The 17,243-nt window shown below is 44.5% G+C and carries 13 protein-coding genes; 7 read left to right on the top strand and 6 right to left on the bottom strand.

Going from position 1 to position 17,243, the window contains the following annotated elements; genetic code table 11:
* Positions 1-97: 97 nt before the first annotated feature.
* Together J5X94_RS02205 and J5X94_RS02210 are read right to left on the bottom strand one after the other, a co-directional pair.
* Entirely contained in the window at positions 98-841 is a 744-nt protein-coding gene (locus J5X94_RS02205; protein WP_189581282.1) for a cupin domain-containing protein, read from the bottom strand.
* Complete coding sequence (locus J5X94_RS02210) at positions 816-1,556, bottom strand: gamma-glutamyl-gamma-aminobutyrate hydrolase family protein (RefSeq protein WP_189581279.1); 741 nt, start codon at positions 1,554-1,556, stop codon at positions 816-818. The genes J5X94_RS02205 and J5X94_RS02210 overlap by 26 nt, the downstream gene beginning before the upstream one ends.
* A 463-nt stretch (positions 1,557-2,019) precedes the next feature.
* Between J5X94_RS02210 and J5X94_RS02215 the strand changes: the two genes are divergently transcribed.
* The 6 genes from J5X94_RS02215 to J5X94_RS02240 all read left to right on the top strand — a co-directional run bounded on the left by J5X94_RS02215 (position 2,020) and on the right by J5X94_RS02240 (position 10,037).
* The gene (locus tag J5X94_RS02215) at positions 2,020-3,363 is read left to right on the top strand and encodes a glutamine synthetase family protein (RefSeq protein WP_189581276.1); all 1,344 of its coding nucleotides are present in this window, start codon (positions 2,020-2,022) and stop codon (positions 3,361-3,363) included.
* A 1-nt stretch (position 3,364) separates the two neighbouring features.
* Positions 3,365-4,717, top strand: coding sequence for an NAD(P)/FAD-dependent oxidoreductase (locus J5X94_RS02220; RefSeq protein ID WP_228293114.1), 1,353 nt, complete (start codon positions 3,365-3,367; stop codon positions 4,715-4,717).
* Positions 4,718-4,916: 199 nt separating this feature from the next.
* Positions 4,917-6,410, top strand: a complete 1,494-nt coding sequence (locus J5X94_RS02225) for a Na+/H+ antiporter NhaC family protein (RefSeq protein ID WP_189581273.1) — start codon at positions 4,917-4,919, stop codon at positions 6,408-6,410.
* Between the two features lie 117 nt (positions 6,411-6,527).
* Positions 6,528-7,400, top strand: coding sequence for an N-carbamoylputrescine amidase (aguB, locus tag J5X94_RS02230; protein ID WP_210540048.1), 873 nt, complete (start codon positions 6,528-6,530; stop codon positions 7,398-7,400).
* 52 nt (positions 7,401-7,452) lie between these two features.
* Entirely contained in the window at positions 7,453-8,580 is a 1,128-nt protein-coding gene (gene aguA / locus J5X94_RS02235; RefSeq protein ID WP_210539723.1) for an agmatine deiminase, read from the top strand.
* An 83-nt stretch (positions 8,581-8,663) separates the two neighbouring features.
* Positions 8,664-10,037 carry an NAD-dependent succinate-semialdehyde dehydrogenase gene (locus J5X94_RS02240; protein WP_210539726.1) on the top strand — a complete coding sequence of 458 codons (1,374 nt, stop codon included), beginning with the start codon at positions 8,664-8,666 and terminating at the stop codon, positions 10,035-10,037.
* Between the two features lie 96 nt (positions 10,038-10,133).
* Here the strand turns inward: J5X94_RS02240 and J5X94_RS02245 are convergent, their stop codons facing one another.
* From J5X94_RS02245 to J5X94_RS02255, 3 genes are all read right to left on the bottom strand, one after another.
* Complete coding sequence (locus J5X94_RS02245) at positions 10,134-11,576, bottom strand: APC family permease (RefSeq protein ID WP_010198643.1); 1,443 nt, start codon at positions 11,574-11,576, stop codon at positions 10,134-10,136.
* 254 nt (positions 11,577-11,830) lie between these two features.
* Positions 11,831-13,093 (bottom strand): 4-aminobutyrate--2-oxoglutarate transaminase, encoded by a 1,263-nt coding sequence (gene gabT / locus J5X94_RS02250; protein WP_210539729.1) that lies wholly within the window; start codon positions 13,091-13,093, stop codon positions 11,831-11,833.
* 175 nt (positions 13,094-13,268) lie between these two features.
* Positions 13,269-14,735 (bottom strand): NAD-dependent succinate-semialdehyde dehydrogenase, encoded by a 1,467-nt coding sequence (locus J5X94_RS02255; protein WP_210539730.1) that lies wholly within the window; start codon positions 14,733-14,735, stop codon positions 13,269-13,271.
* A gap of 329 nt (positions 14,736-15,064) precedes the next feature.
* Here J5X94_RS02255 and J5X94_RS02260 point away from each other — a divergent pair, with 329 nt between their 5' ends.
* Complete coding sequence (locus tag J5X94_RS02260; RefSeq protein ID WP_210539732.1) at positions 15,065-15,835, top strand: IclR family transcriptional regulator; 771 nt, start codon at positions 15,065-15,067, stop codon at positions 15,833-15,835.
* A 68-nt stretch (positions 15,836-15,903) separates the two neighbouring features.
* Here J5X94_RS02260 and J5X94_RS02265 read toward each other — a convergent pair whose 3' ends face one another.
* Positions 15,904-17,112 (bottom strand): CaiB/BaiF CoA transferase family protein, encoded by a 1,209-nt coding sequence (locus tag J5X94_RS02265; protein ID WP_210539734.1) that lies wholly within the window; start codon positions 17,110-17,112, stop codon positions 15,904-15,906.
* Between the last annotated feature and the right edge of the window lie 131 nt (positions 17,113-17,243).

A 17,243-nucleotide genomic window follows, 5' to 3' on the forward strand; every position in this document is an offset into this window, starting at 1 on the left:
ATGGACATGCTCTTTTTGACAGTACATTTTAATTAAAAAAGGCCACTTCAAAAATAGAAGTAGCCTTATCAAAACCAATAAAGTATATAGCATGGGTTTAATACGTCGTTGGTGTATGTGCGCTGACAATGCGGGTCACGCTATCGGTGGGATTGATAAAGGTATGCGGCTGAGTGGTATCAATCACGTAGCTGTCGCCCTGATTTAACAAATAAGTACTTTCTTCGATACGGATAATAATCTTACCTTCGATAACCGTACCAATCTCCTCCCCTTCGTGAGCAATTTTTTCTTCGGTTGAGCTATTGGGTTGATAGGTCTCAATCAAAAACCCTAGGTTTCTTGTCGTACTGCAGTTATATACTTGTTTTAACGACACTCTGCTATTGGGTTCATTGAGCTCTAATAAATCCTTTGGCGTCACAATGACTCTAGCCCTAGGCTCCTTCCACTCGTCGCTAAAAAACGTGGTCAGATCAGAACCTAGTACTGTCAAGATAGCCTTTAGAGTATTGACCGCTGGACTGACCTTATTGCGTTCAATAGAGCTAATAGACGTGTTCGTCAATCCAGACATTTTGGCCAATTTACGTTGCGAGTAACCTTTCGCTAGACGCAGCTGGTTAATCTTTTTGCCAATGTCTTCCTTCAACGACTCATCTGTTTCAGAAGATGACGCCGTGTCAGCATCCATCAGTTCATCATCGATATCATCTATCTCGATATCAACTATATCTTTGTCATCGACACTATTAACATCGCTCTCAATATTATCAATATCAGTGACGGCAGTTTCTGCCTTACTTTTAGTCGTGCTATTCAGTTTGTGGTTCTCTGGCATGGTGAATAAATTCCGTGAATAGAAATTTGGACAAGTTATCTTGCACATAATTTAACTCAGGATGCCATTGTACACCAATCATAAATGGATGTTGCAATAAGCTGATCGCTTCAACCAAGCCATCAGGCGCTGATGCCTCAACCAATAAACGCGCGCCTACTTTATTGATTGCTTGTTTATGTAGCGAGTTAACGTGCCATTTTTCACCAAAGGCGGCAAGCCTGCCATTTGGTTGAATAATCACGTAATGAACTGGCTGATACTGCACTTCAAGTGGCTGAGTATTGTCCTCTAAATGCGGCTCATAAAACCCATCGACTTCACGCCAGTCAGGATGCAGCGTGCCATTAAAATGAACGTTCATCTCTTGTAAACCTCGGCAAACTGCCAACAGAGGCATGTTTCTTTCATCTGCATAAGCCAACAATTTGAAACTCAGCTCATCACGGCCTAAGTCTTGTTTTGCCTCGACGTGCGTCGCGCCATAACGAGTTGGCGCGACATTGCTGTAACTGCCCGTTAATAAAATCCCGTCTACCATTGCGAGCAACGCATCAAAGTTTTCGCTATCGGCAGCTGTGTTCGGCAGCAGTATGGGATTGCCACCATAGAAGTTTACTGCATCGATGTATTTTTGATATACCGCCTGTGCTGGCTGTCCATCAACCATCTTATGACAAGACACAATAGCAATGATAGGTCTGGAATTTTTCATATTATCTTCCCTAGTTATAATGAATAGACTTAATCCATCTATATTATTTATATCCCTTATTTAGCTAAAATTTAACACAATGCCTCACAAAATGTAAACTATAAACTTCATTAATATCGATATTAGTATTAAAAATGCCTTTTTGGGTTATTTTAAGATAATTTTAAATAAAAATTGACAACTATAGTTTTCATCCATATATTGGAAGTCATTACCGATATTACTAAACAGAGATTAACTTTTATTTTTGATAATACTATTAAAAAATTATCTCTAAGTGGCTAATAACATTGATAAAAAATGTCGGCTTTGGTGAAAACGTATCATATTCAGTTGACCATTTATCAAACGCTTATTTATTAAGTATTCGTTATAAATATCACTAACAGCGCATTCAGACCTAATAGCAAAGATGTAGCAGCAACAAACCCAGCAATTCTAAAAATTCATAGGAAGAATAGACATGATGACAACCAATGGAATGGTCAAATCTGCACACAACACAGAATACGTCTATGTTGCAGCAGGTGATATCAATGGCTTGCTTCGTGGTAAGCGCATCCCTTTTGATCAAATGGAAAAAGCAGAAAACGGGGCAATCCGATTACCTCTGTCAATCTTGGGTGTCGATATATGGGGTGCGGATGTTATCGAGTCTTCCCAATGTAATGGCGATATCGATGCCATTGCCCGTCCAACTGGCCGTGCTGCCTATCCCCTTCTCAATACCAGTGCACCCTCATCGCTGCTACCTATTTGGCTGTATACCGAAGACAATGAGCCTTATTACGGTGATGCTCGCCATGTTTTGGACTATATCAGCAAAAAATTCAAAGCATTGGGACTGACGCCAGTGATGGCAACCGAGCTAGAATTTTATTTGGTTGACTATACCGAGGGAGAGACACCTAAGCCTCCCATTCGCCCCAAAAGTGGATTAAGACTGAATAAAACTTCTATTTTAAGTATCAATGACTTATTGCAATTTGATGAATTCTTAGATGAAGTCTATGAGCAATGCAATAAACTCGATATTCCTGCTGATGCAGCACTGGCCGAAAATGGTTGTGGTCAATTTGAAATCAATTTATTACATGTGGACGACCCATTAAAAGCCGCTGACGATGCGATTTTATTTAAACAAGTGGTCAAAGCCGTGGCAGCTCGTCACAAGCTCACCGCTACCTTTATGGCAAAACCTTTTGGTCTACAGTCTGGTAATGGCTTTCATGTGCATTGCAGCTTATTAGACAAAGATGGCAACAACGTCTTCGATGATGGATCAGAGGAAGGCTCAGATATGTTGCGTCACGCGGTCGCTGGTCTGCTAAAGACCATGTCAGATTGCACTCTATTATTTGCCCCACATGTGAATTCTTATCGCCGCTTTACACCCGGTACGCTAGCGCCAAACAATGTGTCGTGGGGTTATGAAAACCGCACCGCAGCCGTGCGTATCCCTGGTGGTGACTCAAAAGCGCGCCGTATCGAGCACCGCGTATCCGGAGCCGATGCCAATCCTTATTTGGTCTGTAGCGCGGTACTGGCAGGCATGTTGTATGGCATCGAAAACAAGCTGGAAGCGCCTGAGCCCATTAATAGCATTACTTACAATGCAGCAGAACTTAAGACCTTGCCACTAGACTGGCTCTCAGCCATCCGTCAGTTTGAAAGCAGTGATATCATTGATTCCCTGTTCCCAAGCGAGATGATTGAGCTGTTGATCGCGGTCAAAAAGCAAGAAGCCAAACGCTTTGCTCAGCAAGTGACCAACCTTGAATACCTCACCTATTTACAGGATGTTTAATATGTCAAATAGCAACGCTACACCGACTACCAGCAAGCCGTCTAATAACACACGCAATATCCCGCATTATTCAGACAAAGGGCAATACCCTGATAGCTATTATGCGGCCAGTCGTAATCCAAAGCCGGATAGACCGACGCTAAAAAATGACATTCAAGTAGAAATCTGTGTGGTGGGTGGCGGCTACAGCGGCCTATCAACTGCTCTGCATCTCATTGAAACCGACCACGAAGTCGTTGTCCTTGAAGGTGCGCAGATTGGTTGGGGCGCATCAGGGCGTAATGGCGGGCAGATCGTCAACGGTCTAAATGCTAGCCTGCAAAAGATCAAAAAATCTTACGGTCAAGAAAATGCAAACTTCGTTGGTCAGCTTGTGACCCGTGGTGGCAAAATCATTCGTCGCTTCGTCGCTGATTATAATATTGACTGCGACCTTAAAGAAAAGAATATCTTTGCCGCATTGAATAATGGTCAGCTAAAAGATCTACAAGAAACGCACGCACTGTGGGAAAGCCATGGTATGCATGACCGAGAAATGCTAGACAAAAATGGCATTCAAGAGCATATAAAATCAGATGCTTATGTAGGCGGCGTCATCGATCACTCTGGTGGACACTTTCATCCACTAAACCTTGCATTGGGTGAAGCAGCAGCTATCGAACAAAATGGCGGCACGATTTATGAGAACACCTTAGTGGTGGATATTGAGTATGCTGACGATGCTATCAAAGTCATCACCGAGTTTGGCACCGTAACTTGTAAGCAAGCGGTGCTGTGCGGCAATGCCTATCTCAATAAAGTCATCCCTAAATTGACTGACCGTGTCATGCCCGTATCGACTCAGATTATCGCCACCGAGCCGCTGGGTGATTTAGCTGATCAGCTCCTCCCAACCGATGTTTGTGTCGAAGACGTTCGCTATATTCTTGATTACTATCGTCTCTCAGCAGACAAGCGCATGTTATTTGGCGGCGGTACGGTCTACGGTGGTCAGGACCCAGCTGATATCACAGCTAAAATCAGACCAAACATGAATAAGATTTTTCCAGAGTTACGCGATGTCAAAATCGACTATGCGTGGAGTGGGAACTTTGCTTTGTCTTTTTCTCGCGTACCACAAATGGGCAAACTACATGAGCGAGTATATTTCGCCCATGGTTATAGTGGTCATGGCGTGACAGGCTCGCACTTATTTGGTCAAATCTTGGCTGATGCCATCAATGGTAAAACCAAAGAGTTCGATGCTTTTGCACAAATTCCTTGGATTCCGTTCCCAGGTGGTCGAGCGCTGCGAGTCCCTTACTCGGTTATGGGCTCATGGTGGTATGCGCTAAAAGATACCACTGGCATGTAAATACATGACCAACCGTGCATAAAAGCGGTCGACATAGACAACGCTTTTATCATGAAAACTACTGTTGCCTTGACCTATCACAGTAATGGATTGCTGTGATGGGGCGCGATAGAAAGTTGATTCCCTACTGTCTATCGCGCGTCAACCATAGAATAGAGCTTGTTTAAAAAAACAATGAGGTTTTACAGGGAGCGTAAATATGAACATGAAGCTCAATGATGCTGTCGAAAGACAGTATCATAATAAGCGAGTATTTCTCACCGTCATAGTAGCCGTCGTCATCTATCTGGCTTTTGCTTGGCTATCTACCAGCCGTGCCCCAGACCAATCTTGGGGTGCCTTATCTTTACTACCAACACTATTGGTATTAGTCACTGCCATTGTCTCTAGGCGACCATTTGAATCCATGATCGCAGGCTGTGTCGCGGGCCTCGTAATGCTCAATCCTTTTGATTTGGTCTCCCCTTTTGCAGACAACATGTCGATGGTGCTGGGTAATGAGACCATTATTTGGATTGTTCTCGTCTGTGGTCTGATGGGTGGTCTTATTCAACTGCTGGAGATTAGTGGGTGTCTAGATGGCTTTAGTGAATGGCTACAAAAAATCATTAAATCGCGCCGTCAGTCATTATTGGCCACCTTTGCTTTGGGCGTGGTGGTTTTCATTGATGATTATTTAAACTGTCTAGCAGTATCTACCTCTGTCAAAAAACTCACTGACGTCTATAACGTTTCTCGTGAGAAGCTTGCTTATATCGTCGATTCAACCGCAGCTCCTATGTGTATTATCGTGCCTATTTCTACTTGGGCAGTCTACTTTGCAGGTCTTTTAGAAGAAAATGGCGTGGCTGGCGATGGTGAAGGTATCGGGCTTTATATCAGCGCGATTCCTTATATGGCGTATGCTTGGTTTGCACTTTTGATTGTATTTTTGGTGGCGTATGGCATTTTGGGTGACTGGGGTCCGATGAAAAAAGCCGAGGCACGTGCCAAAGCCGGTAATCCTGTTCCGGAAGCCTTTGTAGAAGAGCAACTGATCTCAAACGTCCAAGCCAAACGTAAGCTATCGTTCAAAGCCAATATCGCAAACTTTGCTTTCCCAATGATCTTACTGATTGTCTCTACGGTCTACTTCGAAGTCGATCTATTACGCGGTGCATTATTGACCTGTTTTGTGACCGTCGTTGTCTATTGGATGCAAGGCATTTTAAGTTTTGAGACGCAAGTTGAAGCCATTTTCAAAGGCTTCAAAGTCATGCTTTATCCACTCTCAACTGTCATCGGTGGTTTTTTCTTAAAAGCCATCAATGATGAGCTTGGTATGACTTCATATGTGATTGAGGCTATCACGCCTTATATGACGATTATTATTTTCCCTGCCGTCATCTTTGCCGTCATGGCTTTCTTAACTTTTGCCACGTCATCAAGCTGGGGTTTATATGTCCTTGCTATGCCCATTGTCTTTCCAATATCGCTCGCTCTAGGCGTTAGCACCCCACTTATGATTGGCGCATTGTTATCTGCTTCTTCATTTGGTAGTCATGCTTGTTTCTTTAGTGATTCATCGCTACTTGCCGCGCAAGGGGCTGGCTGCTCCCCCATGCAGCACGCTTTTACCCAGTTCCCCTATGCCATGCTCGGTGCGGGCTTATCTGTCGTCACCTTCTTAGGCTTGGGTTATATGATGGCTTAAGCCAACCTTAACGCTATTATTTTAATCATTGATTAGCGGGCAGTGAGAGATTGTTCGTTAGTCAGTCAAAACAAGCCTTTTATATGGTACTCACTAATAAATACGATAAGGATTTAGATCATGCGAAATGTTACCGTTGCTACGACTCAAATGGCATGTGGTTGGGATATACAACAAAATATCGCCACTGCAACTGAGTTGGTCACTAAAGCCGCCAAAGCGGGTGCCAATATCATCTTGCTACAAGAGTTATTTGAGACGCCCTACTTCTGCCAAGTTCATGACTTTGATTACTTTAAGCTGGCGACTTCAGTTGCGGATAATGCGGCCATCAATCACTTCAAACAGTTGGCTAAAGAATTAGAAGTGGTATTACCGATGAGCTTCTATGAAAAATCAGGCAATACCTTTTTTAATAGCGTGACCGTGATTGATGCCGATGGCGAGATACTTGGCACTTATCGTAAAACGCATATACCAGATGGCATTCCTTATGCCGAAAAATTTTACTTTACCCCCGGCGATACAGGATTTAAGGTTTGGCAAACCAAGTATGCCAAAATCGGTGTCGGTATTTGCTGGGATCAATGGTTCCCTGAATGCGCTCGTAGCATGGCATTGATGGGTGCAGAAATACTGTTTTATCCGACTGCGATTGGTGATGAGCCAACATTGGACATCGACTCAAAAGGTCATTGGCAACGCTGTATGCAAGGTCATGCTGCCGCTAATCTCATGCCAGTCGTAGCAGCCAATCGTATTGGCACTGAAACCATCAGCCAAAATGGCAACGACAGCACCATGGCGTTCTACGGTAGCTCATTTATTACCGACGGTCGTGGCGAGATTATACAAGAAGCATCTAAAGATAAAGAAGAGATACTTAGTACGACTTTTGACTTAGATCAACTGGCTATCGAACGGCAGCAATGGGGCGTTTTCCGTGATCGTCGTCCATCGATGTATAACATGTTGCTGACTCATGGATAAGGTTTGTTAACAAGCAAGCTCACTCGCGCTATCGTCAAATAAGGTGCTCTATATGTCATTATTACCGAACCGATTAATCACTGGCTCAACACCACAACAAGACGGCTTTTATATGCCAGCAGAATTTGAGCCGATAGAAAAAATATGGATGGTATGGCCTTACCGTGCTGATAACTGGCAACAGCAAGCCATTCCTGCTCAGAAAGCTTATGCTGATGTCGCATTGGCAATCAACAGATTTTGTGAAGTTGGCGTACTGGTCAATCCTGATGATTATCAATCATGCCGCGATAGTCTACCTGCTAATATCGACGTTATCGCCATGCCTAGTAATGATGCTTGGGCGCGGGATATTGTCCCGACATTTTTAGTCAATGAAGCAGGTGAGCTACGCGCTTGTGATTGGACATTCAACGCATGGGGCGGCGACTATGATGGACTATACTCGCCGTGGGATGACGATGATAAGCTGGCTGAACGCTTATGTGACCATTTAGATATCAAACGCTATCGAACGGATGACTTTGTCATGGAAGGCGGCGCATTTCACGTCGATGGTGAAGGCACGGTTCTGACTACGCGCATGTGTCTGCTAAGCCCAGGGCGCAACCCGCACCTAACCGAAGCTCAAATTGAAGACAAGCTAAAAGCCTATCTCAATGTACAAAAAGTGCTGTGGATTGATGACGGTATTGATCCTGATGAGACTACAGGTCACATTGACGATATCGCTTGCTTTGCGCGCCCTGGTGAAGTGGTTTGCTTGTTTACTGACGACCCTAAGCATCCGTTTTATGAAGCCACGCAAAAAGCCTATGAGCAGCTCTCAAATATGACTGATGCAAAAGGCAGACGTTTAAAAGTCCATAAGCTTTGCTGTACCAAAAACTCTGTCACCTTGCCTGAACATTATGATATTGAACAATCTGATGATGCCAAGGCGCGCTTAACGGGTGACGTCTGTATTGCCTCATATGCCAATTTTTTAATTTGTAATGACGCTGTCATCGTACCGCAATATGATGATATAAATGATGCACTCGCTATCGAGCAGCTTGAAAAAGTCTTTCCTCAACATCAGGTAGTGGGAGTACGAACGAAAGAGATTGTGTTTGGTGGCGGCAATATTCATTGCATTACGCAGCAGCAACCAAAATCATCAATTAAAAGCAGCAACTAAAAGTATTAACTAAAAGCAGCCGCATAAAAATATAGACCCAAATGGATTTTGAACCCAATAATATTTTAAAAAAGGACATAACTATGAGCGATTATCAAGTTAATAACCCAGCCACTGGTGAAGTAGAAGCCACTTACCCTACCGCCACTGAACAAGATATCCAAAACGCTATTGAGCAAGCAAATAATGCTTATCAAGACTGGCAAAAGACCTCGCTTAGCGAACGTAGTGCATTATTAAATAAAATAGCTGACATCTATATTGAGCGCCAAGATGAGCTAGCACGTATCGTTGCCAACGAAATGGGCAAGCCTCTCGCACAAGCAAAGGGTGAGCTCCAACTGGTTGCTCAAATTTATCGCTATTATGCAGATAACGGTGAGCAACTATTAGCACCAAATACCATTGATGTGGATCAAGGTTCTGCCTCAGTAGAAAAGCTCCCAGTTGGCGTTTTACTTGGCATCATGCCATGGAACTACCCGCATTATCAGGTAGCTCGTTTTGTGGCACCAAACGTGATGGCAGGTAACACCATTATCTTAAAACATGCGCCGCAGTGCCCTAGCACCGCAGAAGTTATCGTTGATATTCTAAAAGACGCCGGCTTACCTAGTGGCGTGTATAACAATGTCTTCGCTACCAACGATCAAGCAGCGACTATTATTGAAGACACCAGAGTGCAAGGCGTCTCGTTGACAGGTTCTGAACGTGCAGGACAAGCGGTTGCAAAAGTAGCTGGTGGCGCCCTCAAAAAGGTCGTTTTAGAGCTTGGTGGCTCCGATGCCTTTATCGTTGCGGCGGATGCTGACATCGAGCAGGCCGTACAAGGTGCAATCGTAGGTCGTTTTGGTAACACTGGACAGGCTTGTAATGCTGCTAAACGCTTAATCATCGTCGAAAGCGTGTACGACCAGTTTGTTAAAGGCTTTACCGACGCCGTACGTGGCATGACCCTAGCTGATCCACAAAATGAAGATACTTTCATTGGCCCGATGTCTTCGAAGGCGGCAGCAAATAATTTGCAAGAGCAATTAGACAGTGCTGTCAAAGCCGGGGCAACGGTATTAGTCGAGGGTGGCATCGTTAAAGACAAGCCAGGTGCTTGGTTTGCCCCTGCGGTACTGACAGATGTTGATGACTCAATGGATGTCTATCGTCAAGAGCTATTCGGTCCTGTCGCTGTTATCTACAAAGCGAATGACATTGCGCATGCTATCAAAATTGCCAATGACGTACCATTTGGTCTAGGTGCTTCCATTCAAACTCAAGACGCAGCATTGGCAGCAGAGATTGCTGAGCAATTAGATGTCGGTATGGTGACTATCAACGCGCCTTCTGGTAGTGAGGCCAATACCCCATTCGGCGGCGTTAAACGCTCTGGATTTGGTCGCGAGCTTGGTACCCTTGGTATCACTGAATTTTTAAACTATAAGTTGATTCGTGATAAGTCGTAATCGATAGCGTTTTTCTTAGATAAACAAAAAGCCTAACATTTAATGTTAGGCTTTTTGTTGAATGATCATTGATGAAAAAATATCTTATCGAAAATCTTAGCGCTTAGGTGGGTTATCTTTTAACCACAATTGATTGACAATTTTTAATTCACGCAGCTCTTCTGCCATAATCGACTCACTAATGCCTGGATATTTCACTCTTGCATAGCCATATAATGCAATACCTAAAACAGTCCAACCAAAGAAAATCCACCACTCAATAGCGGTTAGTGCCGATGGCATACCTGGCATATACAACATCAACATACCAATGCTAAGCGCAATCGTGACCATACCGACAAGCTTGCCTGCGGGTATTTTGAATGGACGTACCATATCAGGCTCGCGGTAGCGTAGAACTAAGAATGATATCGCCACACAAGTATAAGCAATCACGATACCAAAACCACCTGCATCTACGATCCACACCAGCATTTTACGACCGAACAATGGCGCTAGTGTCGCCAAACCACCAATTAATAAGATTGCATTTGATGGCGTATTATATTTTGGATGCAGCTTGCTTAAGAAGGCTGGCAACATACGTGCTTTTGACATGGCATAAAGCAGACGACTACCACCGATCAAGAAAGCATTCCAGCTTGATAAGATACCCAGTACACCGCCAATAACCAACAAGATACCTGCCCATTTTCCTTGCCATGCATTGGTCATCGCATCAGCAGTAGCGAGGGTTGAGTTTTCTGCTTGTACCAGTGGCAAAGTCGTGCCCACACTCCAAGCGATACCCACATACCACATCACCGCAACAACGATAGAGAGAATCAAAAACTTGCCAATATTAGGACGAGTCAAATCAATCTCTTCTGCTGCTTGTGGAATGACGTCAAAGCCCACAAACATAAAGGGTACCATCACGATAACAGCCATGACGCCTGCGGCACCGCCAATAAAGGCTGGCGCTTGTATAGAATTTGAACTCTCAGGATTAAATAAGACAGCACCGATGAACAGTAACGTACCAACGAATAAAATGCCCAATACCGCCGTTTTTTGGAACCACGCACTGACTTCCATACCACGAATATTGAGCCAAGTCACAATGATTGAACCCAACATCCCGACGCCCACCCAAGTAGCATAGACGTCCCAACCTGCAATCGTCCAGAGATAGCCTTGGTTATAATTGGGGATAAAATATTCTACGACTGTCGGCAAGGCAACCGCCTCAAAGGCGACCACTGAGAAATACCCGAATAGAATACTCCATGAGCAAATAAAGGACACATTCACCCCAAGCGCTCGATGGGTATAAGTATGCTCACCGCCCGTAATAGGCATAGAGGCCGCCAGCTCAGCATAAGTCACGCCAATCAGTATCACTGCCAAACCACCGATAAAGAACGCTAGCATTGCGCCCCACGTACCGGCAGATAAAATCCAGCCGCCAGCTAAAACCACCCAGCCCCAGCCAACCATAGCACCAAATGCTAAGGCGATAATATCTAGCGTCCCTAACGTTTTTTTTAATTCAGACATAACTTGCTCCTTGTCTGTGTGTCATCCGTGTTAACCCTTTACGGCCACACTATGTTTTGTTTAGTGGGATAGCACCCATCATAATTATCATATATACCTTTTGATCCAAGCTGTTACGTACTACTTGTTCGATATTCAAATAGTACAAACAGCAACGGCGTCTTGACTTGCAAGGCGCCGTTGTAAAAAATGTACTCAAAGCGAGTGCCATAGGGGCAATCTTGCTGCTCTATCAACTATTGGCTCGATACTTATTAAGCCGTTAAGATGCCTTTAATGATATCAAGACCCTCTTGTAGCACTTCATCTTCGACCGTCAGTGGCACCATCACACGAATGGCATTACCATACATACCACAAGACGCTAGTAGCAAACCTTGCTCGAATGATTTTGCTTTCAGATTGTTTGCGGCTGCGGCATCAGGCTTGCCTTCGCTATCGATCAATTCAAACGCTAGCATTGCACCTTTATGACGAATATGACCGATACTGCTTAGGTTCAAGTCCTTTAAGAAAGCTTCGATTTTGTCGCCAATCACCACACTACGCTCAAGCAAGTTTTCTTCTTCGATGACTTCCATGACCGCAAGTGCTGCCACACACGCCAATGGATTGCCAGAATAAGTACCGCCCAAGCCGCCTACTTGCGGGGCATCCATGATGTCAGCACGGCCGATAACCGCAGAGATAGGATAACCACCTGCCAAGCTCTTCGCAGCAGTCATCAAATCAGGCTCAACGCCTAGTTGCTCAGTGGCAAACAACGTACCCGTACGGGCAAAACCACACTGTACTTCATCAAAAATCAAGACGATGCCATGCTCGTCACAGATATCACGCAAAGATTTGGCAAATGATGGTGTCACTTGATGGAAACCACCTTCACCTTGTACTGGCTCGATAATCATCGCAGCCACTTCACTAGGATCGATATCCGCTTGAAAAATCATCTCAAGACTATGCAATGCTTGTGCTTCGGTAACATTCAACTCTTCTGCTGGAAACAACGCATGAAACACAGGACCTGGCATCGGGCCAAAGTTCTTTTTGTATGGCAAGACTTTACCAGTCAAGCTCATACACATCATGGTACGACCATGCCAGCCGCCAACGAAAGAAATGATACCTGGACGACGGGTTTTAGCACGAGCAATCTTGATGCAGTTTTCGACCGCTTCTGCGCCAGTGGTCAAAAAGAACGCTTTTGTCGGACCAGTAATAGGCGCTTTTTCACACAGTTTTTCAGCCAAATCTACATAGCACTCATAGTTGATCATTTGCGCGGCAGTATGCGTAAACTTGTCTAACTGCTCATGCACACGCTGAGTGATTTTTGGATGGCTGTGACCAGTGTTCAATACTGAAATACCGCCAACGAAATCGATATAACGATTGCCTTCCACGTCCCAAACTTCTGAGTTCTTTGCTCTTTCTGCAAAGATAGGAAAGGCAACACCCAACCCTGTTGGTAAAACAGCTTTGCGGCGCTCAAGTAATGATTGATTGGTAGTCGTCATAGAAATGTCCTTTTCTTTGTTCGTAACATAAGTGCCATCTAGTGATTGGCGGTTTATTTAATAGTTAATAGAGATCGAATGGTGTTTATTTGACATAAAACACCACTGATATCTAAAAATTTGTGCTAATTGATGTTTTGCTGATTATTGAGCCAACTAACTATGTTATGGGCTATTAGCTGATATCAGAACACCAGTATTTGGTCGTGACATAGTCTTCGATACCGTATTTTGAACCTTCGCGGCCAAATCCAGACTGCTTTACGCCGCCAAATGGGGCAACTTCGGTAGAAATCAAACCAGTATTGTGACCGATGATGCCGTACTCCAGACCTTCGGTAACGCGCCATGAGCGTGCATAATCGCTACTGTAAAAGTAAGCAGCCAAGCCATAAATAGTATCGTTAGCAGCACGAATAACTTCTGCTTCATCCTTGAACGTAAAGATGGTCGCAATCGGTCCAAAGATTTCTTCAGAGGCGATGTCCATATCACTGCTAATATCTGTAATAACCGTTGGGTTATAAGTCAGTTCTGAAGCGGCGTTGACACTACCACCAGTGACCAGTTTTGCCCCTTTATCCAGCGCATCTTTGAGCAAGGCTTGTACTTTATCTAACGCTTTTTTGTTGATAAGAGGGCCGATATCTACGCCTTCTTCTAAACCGTTACCGACCTTCAACTCAGCGACTTTTTTGACAAAAACGTCTAAAAATTTATCTTTGATACTGTCTTGCACGTATACGCGGTTGGCGCAGACACAGGTCTGACCAGCATTACGATATTTGGAAGCGATTAAGCCGGTAGCGGCTTTTTCGAGATCGGCATCATCAAAGACGATAAATGGCGCGTTGCCACCTAACTCTAACGATAGCTTTTTGATAGTCGGTGCACATTGTGCCATCAGCGTACGGCCTACTTCTGTAGAGCCTGTAAATGACAATTTATGAATGCGGGCATCACCCGTTAAGATCTCACCAATGACCGAAGATTTGCCAGTCACTACTTGAATGACGCCAGCTGGAATACCCGCTTGCTCGGCCAATACGCCTAGCGCCAATGCAGAATAAGGTGTCTCAGTAGCAGGCTTGACGATAATCGTACAGCCTGCTGCTAGTGCAGGAGCAACTTTGCGCGTGATCATCGCCGCTGGGAAGTTCCAAGGCGTGATAGCGGCACAAACACCGACTGGCTGCTTAAGGACAACGTGACGTAGCTGTGCGCTATTGGCAGGAATCACATCGCCGTAGACGCGCTTGCCTTCTTCGGCAAACCAACGGATAAAGCTGTTGGCATAACCTACTTCACCGCGTGACTCAGTCAGCGGCTTGCCTTGCTCAGCGGTCATGATGATGGCCAAATCTTCTTTATTGGCATCGATCAGATCAGCCCACTTTTGCAATAACTCTGCACGCTCTTTGGCGGTTTTTGCTGCCCAATCCGCTTGGACGTCATGAGCATAAGCAACGGCTTCGTTGACATCTTCTGTGGTGAGACTTGGTACGGTACCGATGAGGTCGCCGTTAAAAGGATTGTTTACATCAAGCACAGCGTCATCACTAGCAGCATGCCAGCCGTCTTTAATGAAGCAAGATTGTTTGAGTAAATCTGGATTTGATAGGGTTAGCGTATTTTTTGGCATCGTAACACTCCATGTTGGTCGTGATTTGCGCATTTATTATGAGTAAGCTATTGAACAATATGGCAATTCAAAATGGAAACTAAAAACGATGCCATTTTAAAAAAACGGCAACACCATCCATTGTTAAGCAGCTCATTACAAGAGAATAAAATCAAAACGGTCAGTCAGTAATAATTATTGCTCATCTGTAATTTGTTCAATATACTGAACGTTAATTCTATATATGAGACATCATTATAAGAATGATGCACCACTCTTTGCAACCTTTATTAAGATTATTTTGAATATTATCTTCACTATTTTTATTTTTACTTTCTAATAGGCAACTTATGAGCACAACAGCCGTTCCAGCATTGGACAAAACTTTTCAAATCTTAGATTTAATTACGGCAAGTCAACAACCCTTGACTGCCGCTCATATCGCCAAGCAATTAAAACTGCCGCGTAGCTCAACCCACAATATATTGCAAAGCTTATTGGGCAAGCATGTCATCTATAAAGATAGTGACAGCCGCTTTCACTTAGGCTCCTACTTGATGTATTGGGCTGGCAAGTATGAGCAGCAGCAAGGTGTCATACAGTTATTTAAAGACCTCATCGTCCAACACCCTGTCTTGCTACAACATACTGTGACCTTGTCTAAATTGGATTTGGGCGAAGTTGTTTTTTTAGCTTGTCACGAAACGCCTGCCCCGCTTGGTTTTACCTTCCGTGCTGGTGTGCGCGTACCGGCAGTATTTTCAGCGACTGGTAAAGCGCTGTTGTCTACGCTCTCAATGCAAACCATCGAATCTTTGTATGAAGGTATCTTTCCTCAGCCGCTCACACCAAATGGTGTCGATAACTTTGTAAGCTTATCTGCTGAGTTAAGCGCCATTCATGACAGTCGTATTTCACTCGATGACGGGCAATTACGCGAAGGTATGTACTGTTTGGGTACTTATATTCGCAATGCTTCAGGCAATGCCGTTGCAGGTATGGCGGTTAGCTTTTTGCAGGCAGAATACGAGTCTAAGTATGCTGAGGTGAGTGCTGTACTGATTGAATTGGCGGAACAAATTGAACAGCGTTTGGGTTTTAAGGCGGAGCATTTGGCTTAGCTTTTTGAGCAAAAAATCAAAAAGCTAACTTGGCATTTGATCGATGCCGTTTAAATTGAGGATATGCCCTAAACAATCCCATCCGCTTTAAGCTTGGCTATCATCTCGCTGTCGTAGCCTAAATCAGCAAGCGTGCTATCAGTATGCTCGCTCAACTGGGGTGGCGGCGTACGATAGCTAACAGGCGATGCGGATAGTTTGATAGGATTGCCAAGTGCGCGCACAGGACTGCCTTGCGCGGTGAAATCAACTATCATCTCACGTGCCAGTGCTTGCGGCATGGCCAAGGCTTCAGCCACATTATGAATAGCCCCACACGGAATGCCTGCTTGATCTAAAACCTCTAGCCAGTAAGTGCGTGGTTGCTCAGCAAACTTATTAACCAGCTCGCCACATAGCAGCGTACGATTGACAACACGTTGGGGATTGGTCGCAAAACGGCTGTCGCTATGCCAATCGACACCTAGCACCTCACACAATTTGGCAAACTGGCTGTCATTACCACACGCTAAGATAAAATGCGCTTCACCCTGACCTGCAAATACTTGATAAGGCACGATATTAGGATGCTGGTTGCCCAGTCTTGGTGGCACTTTACCTGAAGCCAAATGGTTCATACCCACATTAGCTAACATCGCTAGCGCACTGTCAAGCAGTGCTACATCAACGTGTTGACCAAGTCCAGTATTTTGACGTGCTAGCAGTGCTGCTTGAATGCCAATCGTCAGCTGCAAGCCTGCAAACAAATCGACGACTGCCACACCAACCTTATGCGGTTCGCCATCACTCGGACCTGTAATGCTCATTAGCCCTGACAACCCTTGGACAATATAGTCGTAACCTGGGCGTTTGGCATCGGGTCCTGTCTGCCCAAAACCCGTCAATGACGCATAAATCAGACGTGGATGGTCTTGTTTGAGACTGTCATAATCCAAGCCGTATTTTTTAAGACCACCGACTTTAAAATTCTCGACCAAAATATCACTGTCAGCGATGAGCTGTTTGATAATGGTCTGCCCTGCTGGCGTGGTGATATCTACCGTCAGTGATTTTTTATTGCGGTTAATAGTGGCGTAGTAAGCGGACGTATCATCGCTGAATGTTGGCGGTGCCCAATGGCGCGTTTCATCACCGATATGAGGACGCTCAACTTTAATGACTTCGGCACCAAGATCAGCAAGCACTTGGGTACAAGAAGGCCCTGCCAGTACTCTCGATAAATCGAGCACCTTGATACCATGCAATGCGCCCTCTGGCATATTAGCCATATCAGTCATAATAATCCCTTATTGTGTCGTGTGTTCTTTGATTTTTTGATCATAAAATTGTTCTTCATCATTTAGCTGCTTAACGGTTAAATCATGAAGAACAACTGAAAAACGTACGCTACTGCCTATAAATGCTTTGT

The organism is Psychrobacter sp. K31L (assembly GCF_017942195.1).
GTDB classification, from domain to species: domain Bacteria; phylum Pseudomonadota; class Gammaproteobacteria; order Pseudomonadales; family Moraxellaceae; genus Psychrobacter; species Psychrobacter glaciei.